The sequence below is a fragment of the Kitasatospora sp. NPDC087315 genome (genome assembly GCF_044744345.1).
GTDB lineage: Bacteria > Actinomycetota > Actinomycetes > Streptomycetales > Streptomycetaceae > Kitasatospora.
In genome coordinates this window covers 285,803-299,227 of the sequence record NZ_JBIUYD010000009.1, presented here as the reverse complement: position 1 = coordinate 299,227, position 13,425 = coordinate 285,803, and the positions used below count along the sequence as shown (strand labels likewise).

Here is a 13,425-nt window from a genome sequence, read left to right as displayed (position 1 = left end):
GTGGCCGAGTAGCCGAGCGGCGCGGTGCCACCGGTGGCCGTGATCTGCAGGTTGGCCGAGCCGTTCAGCGCGGTGGACTGGTTGCCCGGGTTGGTCACCGAGACGGAGCCGCTGCCGGCCGGCCTGGTGAGGAGGCAGCCGCTGACGTTGAGGTCGATGACGCGGCCGGTGCCGAGGCAGGTGGTGAACCAGTAGGTCTCCTCGCCGTAACTCTGGCCCTGGGTCACCGTGGTGGTGCCGTCGGCCGCCACCTCGCACGGGTTGTTGAGCGTGCACATCGCACCGTCGTCGTTACCGGTGTTGTTGATGCCGACGACCTTCCTGGTGGCGGCGTCGACGATCGGCGAACCGGAGGTGCCGTGGGTGGTGTTGCAGCCGGAGCTGTAGCGGATCGAGTCGTGCCAGGTCCACTGGTCCTCGCGCAGGGTGCCGACGAAGCCGTTGATGGAGCAGTTCCACGTCTGCTTCCAGTACGAGGACGGTATGAACATCGAGGAGCCGTCGACCGGGTGGGTGTCACTGATCGTCAGCGCGGTCGCACCGTACTTGGTGCCGATGGACGCGAAGGTGTCGGTCAGCTGGTACAGGGCGACGTCGGTGCCCGTCATGGTCGCGTAGAGCACCTTGTCCGCCTGGACGGTGCCGAGCGACGCACCGGATGCGCCGAGCAGCGTGCCGCTCCGGCTGGCGCTGGTGTTCTGGATGACCTGGCCGGCGGACGGCATCGTCGGCAGGCAGTGGCCGTTGGTGAGCATCAGGGCCCGGTCGGTGTCGACCGAGGAGGGGTAACGCACCAGTGACGCCGAGCAGTTGCTCAGCGCGATGGTGGAGGTCAGATCGCCGGCCTGCACCGCCTGAGCGGCCTGGGCGGGGGCGGCGGCGCAGGTCAGCGCACCCGCGACCACCACGCCGGCACCGGCTACGGCGACAAGTCTCCTGAACATGGCTCTCCTTGTGGGGGATTGGCGGGGCGCACGATCGGTCACGGACGCCCGCGCCGCACGAAAATGCCATGGCCACTTCAATAGAGCAACCGTTCAGACAGAACTCGCGGCCGAAATTCCGCACCCGCGGACCCCGGAGGCCGGCCACTCACGGGCCGTCACCTTCAGATACCCGCACCGCCGGTGCCGACAACCCCGGCCCGGGAGAGTCGCGCCTCCCGGCCTTCGCCCCGCCGGGGCGCGTGGACGCGTCGCACAGCGCCTTCCCCACGGGCGCGCCCCGGTCGCCCCGGCCACCCCGACCCCAACCCCCGCTGCCGACAGGACACTCGGTGAACCGCTGGTACCGTCGACGGCGGACTCACGCGATGGATGGAGACGGTTCATGAGGCTGCTGCCGCTGGTGCTCCGCCGGCCGATGGAAGCGGTGTACGAGCGCCGCCTGGCCAGCACGCTGGCGGGCCTGCCGCGCCCGCAGCACGTCGGGATCATGCTCGACGGCAACCGGCGCTGGGCCCGGAAGGCCGGCCACGACGACGTCCGCGAGGGGTACCGGGCGGGCGGCGCCAAGGCGACGGAGTTCCTGGGCTGGTGCGCGGCGGCGGGGATCGGGCACGTGACGCTCTTCATGCTCTCCGACGACAACCTCGGCCGCCCCGCCGACGAACTCGGCCCGCTCATCGAGGTCATCGAGGAGACCGTCCGGGACATCTCCGCGACCGGCCGCCCCTGGGAGGTACAGGTGATCGGCTCGCTCGACCTGCTGCCCGGCGACACCGCCCGGGTGCTGAAGGAGGCGGCCGCCGGCACGGCCGGGCGCGGCGGACTGAAGGTCGACGTCGCCGTCGGCTACGGCGGCCGCCGCGAGATCGTCGACGCCGTGAAGAGCGCCTTCGAGGAGCACCTCGCGGCCGGCGGCGACCCGGTCGAGCTGGTCGGGCGGTTCGACGAGGAGCACATCTCCCGGCACCTCTACTCCTCGGCCGGGGACCGCACCGACTTCATCATCCGCACCTCGGGCGAGCAGCGGCTGTCGGGCTTCCTGCTCTGGCAGTCGGCCTACGCCGAGATGCACTGGGTGGACTGCTACTGGCCCGCCTTCCGCCGCGTCGACTTCCTGCGCGCGCTGCGCTCGTACGCGGGCCGCGAACGGCGCTTCGGCAAGTAGCGCGGAGGCGGGGCGACGGGGCGAGGTGACGGGCGGGGTGCGCGCCCGGTATCCCAGAGTTCGGGGATAGCCCGGAGATCACCTTCCGAAGAAGAATCGGTCCAGACCAATTCCTTCGGAAGGAAGTGTCGTCGATGGCCCGTCCGCCCCGTTCCCTCACCGTCGCCGCGATCGCCGCCCCGGAGGAACGCAGGCCCCGCCGGCTGCCCCGACTCCTCGCCCTGCCCGTCGTCGTCCTCGCCCTCGCGCTCGGCCCGTTCGCCACCTCGGCCTCCGCCGCCGACCGTGAATTCCTTGACGACTACGCGCAGTTGACGCCGCTCCCCGCGCCCGTCACGCCGCCGCAGAAGTGCGTCCAGCGCCACGTCCAGCTGGAGGTCGGCACCTACGCCTGGAGCCTGCTGACGCCGGGCGGGAACTCCCCCGCCGAGGACGTCCAGCTTCCGACCGACGGGTACACCTGGAGGATGTGCCTGTCCCCCCGGATCGGCGCCTACAACGTGACGACCACCCTCACCCCCGACACCGCCGGTCGGCCCACCCGGTCGAAGAGCGCCCTGTTCGGGGTCGACTCAACCTACATCTACACCTGGGGCTCCCAGCTCTACCGCTGGAAGCCCGGCCCCTGAGCCACCCGTGCCGCGCCCCGGACAACGGGCGCGCGGCACCCCGTGCACCCCGCAACGGTGCCCCCGAACGCGAAGGCCGGCCGTGGGCCCGCAACCACGGTCGGCCTTCGTCCTCCGCTCCACGGGGAATCTCCCCGCTCCCCTACCGTTCGTCAGCCCCTGGTACGGCCGCGCACCCGGTCCAGCGGACATCGTCCCGCGTCGCCGACCGGGCGGCTCGGCGGTCGTCGGCGCGGCCGGCCGGCAGGGCCCGAGGGCGCCCGTCAGAGGTCCGAGATCCGCACGCCCACCCGGGACATGCCCGGCCCGGCCGGAGCCACCTGGACGTCGATCTGCCAGTACTGCTCGTCACGCGGCTCCGAGCCCACCCGGGTCAGGTCCGGCGACGGCTCGTCGGCCACGCAGCCGGTGATCGAGACACCGGGGCGGGTCGCGGCCGGCAGGTGCGAGCGGACCAGGTAGCCCTTGGCCTCGGTCTCCGGCAGGTCGAAGCCGACGGTGAGGTCCCGCTCGGCCATGCCGTGCCCCGACTGGAAACGGACGTTCGCGGCCCCGTCCGGCAGGGTCAGGCCGAAGTGCGCCAGCGCGTCACCGAGTTCCACCGTGGACGGCGCGCAGGCCCGCGGGTCGTCCACGTGGTCGGGGTCGTCCCGCCACGGGCTGCTGAGCAGCCCGGCCCAGATGGCGAGGCAGCCGGCGACCACCGTGACACCCGCCGGCGCCGGCAGCCCGCACCCGACGAGCACACACCCCCAGCCCCGGCCCCGGCTCCCGGCCGCCTCCTCGTACGCCCCCGGCACGATGTCGACGACCACGTCCGCGGGCCCGCCCCCAGCCCGCCCGCCCTCCGCCCGGATGCCGTCCGCCATCGCGGCAAGTCCCCCTCGCCTTGAACCGGTTCGACATGATCGCACGGGGTGGACCGAGGCAGACGTGCGGAGGCCGCAGACCGGTTTGCCCGGTCTGCGGCCTCCGTCAGTCACTTCAGGACGACTTGACGAGCGTCTCCACCGGAGAGCGAAGACAGGTGAACCCCGACTCGGTGCCGCCTGCGTAGTCCAGACAGCGTCCAGGACCGCGACGGCGCCCGGCGTCCACTGCTGTGGGCCCGACTCGACCACCCGTGGATCCGCGTCAGTACCCGCTGGGACCAGGAACCGCTCAGCCCTCTGTCGCAGGTCAGGCGGCAGATCGGTCAACTCCGAGACGATCACGCGAAGCTCTCGGCCGAGCTCCCGCAGCCGGCTGGCCCGTTCGCATCGGCGTCGGGGCGTTACGGCGTCGGGAAGGTGTTCTCGTCGACGTCGCTGGTCTTGGCGTTGCCGCCGACGGTCGGCTGGAGGGTGATGGACCAGGAGGTGTAGGTGCGGCCGGTCTCGAACTCCAGGGTGTCGTCGAACTTGCTGAAGTCGCAGTTCTGGGTGAAGGCCTTCAGGTTGGAGTCCCAGTCGACGCCGCCGGAGAAGTAGATCTCGTAGGTGCCGTCCTCGATGCCCTCGATGGAGGCCTTCTTGCCCTTGCCGACGTAGACGGAGTGGATCGACTTGCCCTTCTGGGCGAGGGAGACCACGGCGTCCGCGCTGCCGCCGTTGTCCACCTTGAAGACGCCCGAGCCCCGGAGGCGGCCCTCGCGGACCATGGCGCCGTTGTCGAGGGAGCGGGTCTGGAGCTGCGGGAACTGCGGCGGGGCGAAGGTGGTCGGGTAGCCTGCGGCGGTCATCTGCGCCAGGGCGGCGGGGACGGCCTTGAGGCCCTCCGACTCGCCGATCCTGGCGAGGGCGGAGGGGACGGCGCAGAGGGTCTTCTTCTTGATGTCGGTGCGGACCTTGGTCAGGTCGGTGGCGAGTTGGGTGAGGGCCGTCACCAGCTGGCGCTGGGCGGTGGTGACGCTGGCCGGCTCGTCCGCGTAGCCCAGGCCGCTGCCGGCCGTGGTCGCCGCGCCGGCCACCTCCTGCAGGACGGTGGAGATGGCGTCGGTGGTCGTGGCCGAGGTGAGCTTGGCGAGCGCCGCGTTGACCGGGTCGACGTACCGGGCGAGCACCGGGCCGTACGGCGGCCGTGTGGGCGTCGGGGTGGGCGTGGGCGTCGGGCTCGGCGACGAGGTGGCGGTGACGGCGCCGGTGGGCTGCTGGTCCGCCGTCGTGGTCGCGCCTCCGCCGGAGCAGGCCGCCAGCAGCAGCGCGGTGCCGGCCGCCAGGCCTGCCTTGGTGATGGACTTCATAACCGCCCCCGGTGAGCTCTCATGCGCGCAGCGTGCACGCCCCCGCCGACATGATCCCGAGCGGACGGGGCCCGGTCAACGGGGCGTGCAAGAGGCGTATGGGAGCGCGTGCGGGGCGCATACGCGGCGCACGGAACGCTCCTCGCCGTCAACTACGATCGGGCTCGTGCTCAGCCTTACGGGACTTCCGCTGCAGATCATCTCCTCCGTCCTCGCGATCGCCGCCTTCGCCGCCACGATGTGGCTCTGGCCGAGATTCGGCGGCCGGGGCTGGAAGCCCTGGGCCGGCCGGCTCGGCGCGTTCTTCGCCACCCAGATCGCGGTCCTGGTCGCGATGGGTCTGATCGCCAACGGCTACTTCGGTTTCTACAGCTCCTGGAGCGACCTGCTCGGCACCAACGGCAAGCCCGGCACGGTGGTCGACCACCAGCCCAGTGCCGCCCTCGCCGTCACGGCCGAGAAGAGCATGTACTCGGCGCAGGGCTCGGCCCGGGACCGCTCCGGACTGATCCAGGAGGTCGCCGTCAAAGGAGCCGCGAGCGGTCTGAGCAGCGACGCGTACGTCTACCTGCCCCCGCAGTACTTCCAGCCGGAGTACGCGCAGAAGCGGTTCCCGATGGCGCTGGTACTGGCCGGCTACCCGGGCTCGGCGGAGAAGCTGATCTCGCTGATGCAGTACCCGGCGTCCACGCTGACCGCGATCGAGCAGAAGAAGCTGCCGCCGACCGTGCTCGTGCTGATGCGCCCGACGCTCTCCGGCAACCGCGACACCGAGTGCATGGACATCCCCGGCGGCCCGCAGGTGGAGACCTTCTTCACCAGCGACCTGCCCAAGGCGCTCGCCGCCACCTACCGACTCGGCTCCGACCCCTCCTCCCGGGCCGTGATCGGCAACTCCACCGGCGGCTACTGCGCGCTCAAGTTCGCGCTGCGCAAGCCGGACGCGTACCGCTCGGCGATCTCGCTCTCCGGCTACTACACCGCGCCGATCGACGAGACCACCGGCGATCTGTTCGGCGGCAACGCCCAGTTGAAGCAGGAGAACGACCTGGTGTGGCGGCTGAAGAACACCCCGGCCGCCCCCGTCTCGCTGCTGCTCGCCACCAGCTACGACGAGAACAACTACGCCGGCACCCAGGCCATGGTGGGGGCGTTCAAGGCACCGACCAAGCTGTCGACGATCACCCTGGACACCGGTGGGCACAACTTCCACACCTGGACCAGGGAGATCCCGCCGGCGCTGGAGTGGCTGGGCCGCCACCTGACGGAGCCTCAGTCCGCCTAGGGCGGCGGCCTCCTGGCGGCCACCGGAGCCCGCCACCGGGACGGCCGCACGGTGCCGGGATCCGGCGGCCGGAAGGCAGGATCACAGACGGCTCATAGCGTCGTCTCACGGTTCTCTCAGCCGCGCGGCCGACCGTATCGTCCATGACCACGACCAGCTTCTCCCCTCCGGCCGGCGAACCGTGGCCCGAGGCCGCGAGCCACCCGCCGCCGGAGGTGCCGCAGCCGGCACCGGACGCCGCCGGGCCCGCCCGGACCCCCGCGGCCGGCCCGCTCTTCCCGGAGTTCCCGCTGCCGCCCACCGGCCTCAGGGGCCCGGCGTCCTGGAGCGGCCGGCTGCGCACCCTCCCCGCCCGCGCCTGGCGCGGGCGGGCGGACGACCCGCGCTGGGTGCGGCCCGCCCTGCTGGCGCTGCTGGCCGCGACCGCGGTCCTCTACCTCTGGGGGCTGAGCGCCTCCGGTTGGGCCAACGCCTTCTACTCGGCCGCCGTCCAGGCCGGCAGCCAGAGCTGGAAGGCCTTCTTCTACGGTTCCTCGGACGCCGGCAACTTCATCACCGTCGACAAGCCCCCGCTGTCGCTCTGGCCGATGGCGCTGTCCGCCCGGGTCTTCGGGCTCTCCTCCTGGTCCGTCCTCGCCCCGCAGGCGCTGATGGCGGTCGCCACCGTGGGCACCCTCTACGCGGCGGTGCGCCGCCGCTTCTCCCCGCTCGGCGGCCTGCTGGCCGGCGCCGCGCTGGCGCTGACCCCGGTGGCGGCGCTGATGTTCCGCTTCAACAACCCGGACGCGCTGCTGGTCCTGCTGCTCACGCTGGCCGCGTACGGGCTGGTGCGGGCCACCGAGACGGCGGGCACCCGGTGGCTGGTGTTCACCGGGGTGATGTTCGGGCTGGGCTTCCTCACCAAGACCCTCCAGGCCTTCCTTGTGCTCCCCGCCTTCGCGGTGGTCTACCTGGTGGTGGCGCCGACCGGGCTCTGGCGACGGGCGCGCCAACTGCTGGCCGCCGGGCTGGCGATGGTGGTCGCGGGCGGCTGGTGGGTCGCGGTGGTCGAACTGGTGCCGGCCTCGGCCCGGCCGTACATCGGCGGCTCGCAGGACGACAGCTTCCTCTCCCTCACCTTCGGCTACAACGGCTTCGGCCGCCTCAACGGCAACGAGACCGGCAGCGTGGGCGGCGGCCGGTTCCCGACCGGGATGACGGAGGTCCCCGGCGGGATGCCCGGCGCGGCGGCCGGCAGCACGCGTGGCGGTGGCTGGGGCGAGACCGGCATCACCCGGCTGTTCGACGGCGACGTCGGCGGGCAGATCGCCTGGCTGCTGCCGGCCGCGCTGATCCTGCTGCTCCTCGGGCTCTGGGCGACCCGCCGCTACGCCCGTACCGACACCGCCCGCGCGGCCTTCCTGGTCTGGGGCGGCTGGCTCCTCTGCACCGCGCTGACCTTCAGCTTCATGTCCGGCATCTTCCACCAGTACTACACGGTGGCGCTCGCGCCCGCGGTGGCCGCCCTGGTCGGCATGGGCGCGGACGGGCTCTGGCGGGCCCGGCACCGGCTGCCGTACGCGGCGGTGCTGGCCGGCACCCTGGCGGTGACGGCGGTCTGGGCGTACGTCCTGCTCGGGCGAAGCGCGGAGTTCCTTCCGTGGCTGCGCTGGGCGGTGCTGGTCGGCGGGCTGGTCGCGGCGGTGGGGCTGCTACTGGCCGGTCCGCCGGCGGCACGCCTGGCGACACGGTCGGCGGGTACGCCCGGCGCTTCGGGGGTCGGCGGACGACTCGGCGGACGACTCGCCACGGTGGCGGGACTGGTGGGCCTGGCGGCGGCGTTCGGCGGGCCGGCCGCGTACGCGGTGGACACCGTCGGCACCCCGCACACCGGCTCGATCGTGACGGCGGGCCCGTCGGTGAAGGGCTCCTTCGGACCGGGTGGCGGCAGGCACGGCGGGCCCGGCGGGCCTGCCTTCGTGGCCAACGGCGGGACGTTCACGCCCCCGCAGGGCGGCACCGGCCAGGGCGGTCCGGGTGGCTTCCCCGGGGGTACCTGGCCGGGCGCGGGCACCCGCGACGGCAACAGCAACGGCACCGACGGCCGGAACGAGCGCGGCGGCGCGGGCAGCACCGGCGGCCGGGGCAACGGCACCACCGGCCAGGGCGGCCCGGGCGGCATGGGCGGGCTGCTCAACGGCGCCAAGGTCGGCAGCGAGGCCGCCGAAGCGCTCAGGCAGGACGCCGACCGCTACACCTGGGCCGCCGCGACCAGCGGCTCGCAGAACGCCGCCAGCTACCAACTCGCCTCCGGCGTCCCGGTGATGGCCCTCGGCGGTTTCAACAGCACCGACCCGTCGCTCAGTCTGAGCGCCTTCCAGCAGTACGTGCAGGAGGGCAAGGTGCACTGGTTCATCGGCGGCGGAGGCTCGCGCCGGACGCCCGGCGGCGCCGACGGCGAGGCGCGGGAGACGCAGACCGCGCAGATCGAGAGCTGGGTGGAGAGCCACTTCACCGCGAAGACGGTGGGCGGCTCCACGCTCTACGATCTGACGGCGCCGACGTCCTGACCACCCCATGACGAAGGGGGCGCACCGCGCGGCAGCGGTGCGCCCCCTTCTCGTGCGGGGCCGACGGGCCCGGCACGTCAGTCCCTCACATCAGCCCGGCACATCAGTCCGTCGGGCAGCGCGTCCCGGCGGCCGGCACGGTGCCGTCCACCAGGAAGGTGTGGACCGCGGTGCGGATGCACGCGCTCCTCCCGTACGCGGTGTGCCCGTCGCCCTCGCGGGTGAGCAGCACGCCGTGGGCGAACCCGGCGGCCAGCTTCTCCGACCACGCGTACGGCGTGGTCGGGTCGCCGGTGGAGCCGACCACCAGGATCGGCGCGCTGCCCTCGGCCTTGACGGTGTGCGGCTTCTCGGCCGAACGGAACGGCCAGGTGCGGCAGTCCGGGTCGAACAGGGCCGACAGCGGGTTGTGCTTGCTGATCAGCGGGGCCTTGGCGGCGAGCTCGGCGAGGGCCGCCTGGAGCTCCGCGTCCGTGGGCGCCATGGCGGCGTCCGCGCAGTGGATGGCGGTGTAGGCGTCGGCGGAGACGCCGTAGTGGCCCTGTTCGTCGCGCTTGTTGTAGTCGTCGGCAAGGGTGAGCAGGTAGTCGCCCTTGTCGTGCTCCATGGCCAGGGTCAGGATGGCGCGCAGGTCGGCGCGGGCCTTCTCGCCCCCGTAGAGGTTGTCGATCACACCGGTCCAGGCGGCGTTGGCGGTGACGGTGCGCCCGTTGGTGGCGGTGAGCGGGTGGTCCTTGAGCCCGTCGAGGAAGCCGGCGAGCTTCTGCGCGGCCTTGTCCGGGTCCTTGCCGAGGGGGCAGCCCTTCTGCTTGACGCAGTCGGCGGCGAATTCCTGGAACGCCCGCTCGAACCCGGCCTGTTGGTCGATGTTGTGCTGGATCAGCGGCACGGACCGGTCCGTGGCACCGTCCAGGACCAGTCGGCCGGTACGGTCCGGGAACTCCTCGGCGTAGATGCTGCCGAGGTAGGTGCCGTAGGAGAGGCCGAGGTAGTTGAGCTTCTCGTCACCGAGGGCCCCGCGCAGGACGTCCATGTCCCGGACGGTGTCGCGGGTGCCGAGGAAGGGCAGCGCCTTGCCGTACTTGGCCTGGCAGGCGTCGGCGAGGGTCTTGCCGTGGGCGTCGCCGGGTTCGTCGGTGGTGAGCCACCCGTCGCGGGCCTTGTCGTCCAGGCAGTTGACGGGGCTGGTGCGTCCGACGCCGCGCGGGTCGAAGCCGACCACGTCGAAGTGGTCGTGCAGCGGCCCGTCGTAGTCCGTCTGCCCGGTCTGGACCATGCGGACGCCGGAGCCGCCGGGCCCGCCGGGGTTGACCAGCAGGGAGCCGACCCGCTGGTCCGGCCTGGCGGAGGGAATCCGGGAGAGCGCGACGTCGATCGCGTCGCCCGCCGGGTGGGCGTAGTCGAGCGGGACCTTGAGGGTCGCGCACTGCACCGCCGACTCGTCGACCTTCTTGGTCGCCGGATCGTCGGCGCAGGGCGCCCAGTTGAGCTGCTGGCCGTAGAACGCCTTGAGCGCCGGGTCCGCCGCGCCGGTGGGCGTGGGCGTCGGGGTGGGCGTCGCGGTCGGGGTGGGCGTCGTGGCGGGGCTCGGTGCGGTGGCGGACGCGGTGGAGGCCGTGTCCGTCCCGCCGGAGCCGGTGCAGCCGGCCAGGAGGGCGGCGGCGACGGCGGCGGGCAGCGCGCGCCGGGAGAACCGGATGATCATCGAGTGCACCGCACACGAATATCACCCGGTCATCACATGAGTCATATCGTTATCGCCGCGCCGCCACCATGCCCCCATCAAAGCCTCCGCACATAAGGACAAAGGCTGATGAAACGTTTCGTCAACCGCCGCACTGCTGCAGCATGGCCTTCTTGTCCGCCTCGGTGACCGGGAGTTGGTACTTCAGCGAGACCTGGGCGAAGCGCACCGCGTAGGAGCAGCGGATCGCGGTGTTGGCCGGCAGCCAGGAGGCCGGACCGGAGTCACCCTTGGAGGCGTTCTGCGAGCCGTCGGCCGGGATGAGGTTGAGCGGGTCGTTGGCGATCTGCACGCGCTTGGCCTTGTCCCACTTGGACGCGCCCATCTGCCAGTCGTAGGAGAGCGGCATCACGTGGTCGATCTGGATCTTCGTGGCCTGCTGCTTGGTCCACTGGACGGTCTTGCCGGTGTACGGGTCGTAGATGGTCATCGCGGTGACCACGCAGTTCGAACCGTCCTTGCGCTCCAGCGACTTGCCGTCGCGGGCGAGCAGGTCGTTGCGGGTGTCGCAGCTGTTGTGGCCGAACGGGACGCCGTCCACGTTGTCCGTCCAGGCGGGGCCGAACTCGTTGCGGTCGTAGCCGTCCTTGGAGCCGTTGGCGGCGGTGGCGACCTTGGCGATGATGTCCCGGCCGGCCTTCTGGTCCTCGGGCGAGGTCAGCGGCGCCAGGCCGGGCTTGGTGCCGTCGGGGTTCTGCAGCGGGCTGGTGCCCAGGTCCCCGGCGGCGGCCGGCGCCCCGGAGGACGCGGCACCGTCGGTGGACGACTTCTTGGCGCCGGAGCAGCCGGCCAGCGCCAGGGTGGATATCAGGAACACGGCGGTGGCGGAGAGGGCGGTACGGCGGGCGGGCACGGATGACTCCCGAGGTGGTGGGCGGCTGACGGCGACCCAGCAGACCAGCCGCCCGACACCCCGTCAAGGCGGCGCAACGCGAAGCGTTCGAGCATGTCGAAGCTCACATTCCGGTACCGGGCCGGGGACCGGCTGCGCGGCGGCGCCGCGGACGGGCAGGCTGGGCACATGCGGAACAGTGAACGACCCGTGGCCGCACTGGTCCTGGCCGCGGGGGGCGGACGGCGGCTGGGCGGTCGGCCCAAGGCCCTCGTCCGGTACCGGGGCCGGCCGCTGGTGGAGCACGCGGTGGCGGTGGTCCGGGCCGGCGGCTGCACGGAGGTGGCGGTGGTGCTGGGCGCGGCCCGGGAGCGGGTGCGGGCCACCGCCCATCTGCCGGGCTGCCGACTGGCGGACAACCCGGACTGGGCGGACGGCATGGGTTCGTCACTGCGTGCCGGGCTGGCCGCGCTGGCACCGGAGGCCTCGGCCGCGCTGGTGATGCTGGTGGACACCCCCGGGGTCACCCCGGCCGCGGTGGCCCGGCTGCTGACGGCCCACCGGGCGGGCGCGGACCTGGCCGCGGCGGCGTACGGCGGGCGGCGCGGGCACCCGGTGCTGATCGGCGCCCGGTACTTCGCCGAGGCGGCGGCGGGCGCGACCGGCGACACCGGAGCACGCGCACTACTGGGGGCGCACGCCGACGAAGTCGCGCTGGTCGAATGCGCCGATATCGCCGTCCCGGACGACCTCGACACCCCGGCCGACCTCGCCCGCTGGGCCGCCGGGTGACCGCCTCCGGCCTGGGCCGGGGCGCCCGCTCCCCCGCCGAGGTGAGAGCGGCTCCTCCTCACCGGGGAGAGATCGGCCGCACACCCCTGATCTGTCCCTGAGGATTGCCCCATTCCGCGCCACGGCCCCCGCGTTTCGGGGAGCATGGGACACGTCCTTCCTCCCGACTCGAACGGACGGTGCCCTCGATGTCCGGACTGCCCGACGACTTCACCGGGCGCGACCCCGCGCAGCACGGGCCGGGGGCGGGCGGTGGCGCCCGGGCGATCCGCTGCCCCGCCTGCCGCCGCGAGCACCTGTACGAGCCGCCGTCGCTGCCCTGCCCCTGCGGCGCCTCGCTGAAGGTGCCGCTGCTGCGCGGCGGCGTGCCGGTCCAGGTGCGGTTCCGCTCCTGGGAGGACTCCTGGCTGAACATGCGCTGCCCGCACTGCGGCCGCTCCGACCAGTGGCCCCAGCCCGAGTTCACCTGCAACTGCGGCGCCACCGTCCGGCTGCCGGTGGACCGCACCACCCGGCTGGGCGGCAGTGCGACCGCGGGGCCGCTCGGCAGCACCGGCCCGCAGGGCACCCGCCCGCAGCCGGCCCACCCGCTGGGTGCCCCGGTCCCGACCCCGCCGGCCGGGTCCGGCACCGCGGCCACGCCCTGGCGGCGGCGCGCGCCGTTCCGCCCGCACCCGGTGCGCACCTCGCAGGACGCGGTGTTCACCGCCGCCCGCTATCTGGAGTGGCTGGGCTTCGACGACCTGGAGCTGACGGAGGCCCAGGAGCGCGACGGGGTCACCCTGCTCGGCAGCCGGATGGTCGCCCAGGTGGACACCTGGACCGAGCCGGCCGACGTGAAGTCGGTGGAGTGCCTCTGGCTGCAGACCCTGCACGCCGAGGAGATGGCCGCCGCGATGTTCACCCTGGCCGGCTACTCCCACCAGGCCACCGTCCGCGGCGAACAGCTGCTGGTCGCCCTGTTCAGCCTGGACCTGGCCGGGGTGCCGCAGCCCGCCAACGGCGCCGCCGAGGCCCTGATGGAGACCGGCTGGACCTCCTGACCCGGCGGCCGGACGCCCTGCCGCACCGGTGAACCCACCGGCCGGTGCGCCCTGCCGCACCGGCGGCCCACCGGCCGGACCGTCCGCCCCGCCGGTGACCCACCGGCCGGGGGGGGCCGGGGGGGGGCCCCCCCCCGCGCCCCCCGCCCCCCCCCCCCCCCCCCCCCCCCCCCCCCCCCCAACCACCCCCCCCCCACCCCCAACACAGAGCTAGTTTG

Annotated in this window: 11 protein-coding genes; 6 read left to right on the top strand and 5 right to left on the bottom strand. The window is 73.2% G+C overall.

Annotated elements, in window-relative coordinates:
* Positions 1-944: serine protease (locus ACIO5D_RS15780; RefSeq protein ID WP_363615225.1), on the bottom strand; the 944-nt coding region annotated here is incomplete at its 3' end.
* Between the two features lie 385 nt (positions 945-1,329).
* Here ACIO5D_RS15780 and ACIO5D_RS15775 point away from each other — a divergent pair.
* The gene (locus ACIO5D_RS15775; RefSeq protein WP_400660241.1) at positions 1,330-2,112 is read left to right on the top strand and encodes an isoprenyl transferase; all 783 of its coding nucleotides are present in this window, start codon (positions 1,330-1,332) and stop codon (positions 2,110-2,112) included.
* A 134-nt stretch (positions 2,113-2,246) separates the two neighbouring features.
* A complete protein-coding gene (locus ACIO5D_RS15770) occupies positions 2,247-2,741 on the top strand; it encodes a hypothetical protein (RefSeq protein WP_400795521.1) in 495 nt (164 codons plus the stop codon).
* Positions 2,742-3,004: 263 nt separating this feature from the next.
* On the opposite strand, the gene ACIO5D_RS15765 is transcribed toward ACIO5D_RS15770, so the two are convergent.
* Positions 3,005-3,610 carry a hypothetical protein gene (locus ACIO5D_RS15765; protein ID WP_400795518.1) on the bottom strand — a complete coding sequence of 202 codons (606 nt, stop codon included), beginning with the start codon at positions 3,608-3,610 and terminating at the stop codon, positions 3,005-3,007.
* A 404-nt stretch (positions 3,611-4,014) separates the two neighbouring features.
* Positions 4,015-4,962 (bottom strand): hypothetical protein, encoded by a 948-nt coding sequence (locus ACIO5D_RS15760; protein WP_363615152.1) that lies wholly within the window; start codon positions 4,960-4,962, stop codon positions 4,015-4,017.
* A gap of 166 nt (positions 4,963-5,128) precedes the next feature.
* Here ACIO5D_RS15760 and ACIO5D_RS15755 point away from each other — a divergent pair, with 166 nt between their 5' ends.
* Entirely contained in the window at positions 5,129-6,247 is a 1,119-nt protein-coding gene (locus ACIO5D_RS15755) for an alpha/beta hydrolase (RefSeq protein ID WP_400660247.1), read from the top strand.
* A gap of 143 nt (positions 6,248-6,390) precedes the next feature.
* Positions 6,391-8,796: an ArnT family glycosyltransferase gene (locus tag ACIO5D_RS15750; protein WP_400795516.1), complete on the top strand. Its 2,406-nt coding sequence runs from the start codon at positions 6,391-6,393 to the stop codon at positions 8,794-8,796.
* 103 nt (positions 8,797-8,899) lie between these two features.
* On the opposite strand, the gene ACIO5D_RS15745 is transcribed toward ACIO5D_RS15750, so the two are convergent.
* A complete protein-coding gene (locus ACIO5D_RS15745; protein ID WP_400795545.1) occupies positions 8,900-10,501 on the bottom strand; it encodes an alpha/beta hydrolase in 1,602 nt (533 codons plus the stop codon).
* A gap of 121 nt (positions 10,502-10,622) precedes the next feature.
* Complete coding sequence (locus ACIO5D_RS15740; RefSeq protein WP_363615144.1) at positions 10,623-11,393, bottom strand: HNH endonuclease family protein; 771 nt, start codon at positions 11,391-11,393, stop codon at positions 10,623-10,625.
* Between the two features lie 168 nt (positions 11,394-11,561).
* Between ACIO5D_RS15740 and ACIO5D_RS15735 the strand changes: the two genes are divergently transcribed.
* A complete protein-coding gene (locus tag ACIO5D_RS15735) occupies positions 11,562-12,164 on the top strand; it encodes an NTP transferase domain-containing protein (RefSeq protein WP_400795542.1) in 603 nt (200 codons plus the stop codon).
* A 188-nt stretch (positions 12,165-12,352) separates the two neighbouring features.
* On the top strand, positions 12,353-13,207 hold the full coding sequence (locus tag ACIO5D_RS15730; protein ID WP_363615142.1) for a hypothetical protein: 855 nt from the start codon (positions 12,353-12,355) through the stop codon (positions 13,205-13,207).
* Positions 13,208-13,425: the final 218 nt, after the last annotated feature.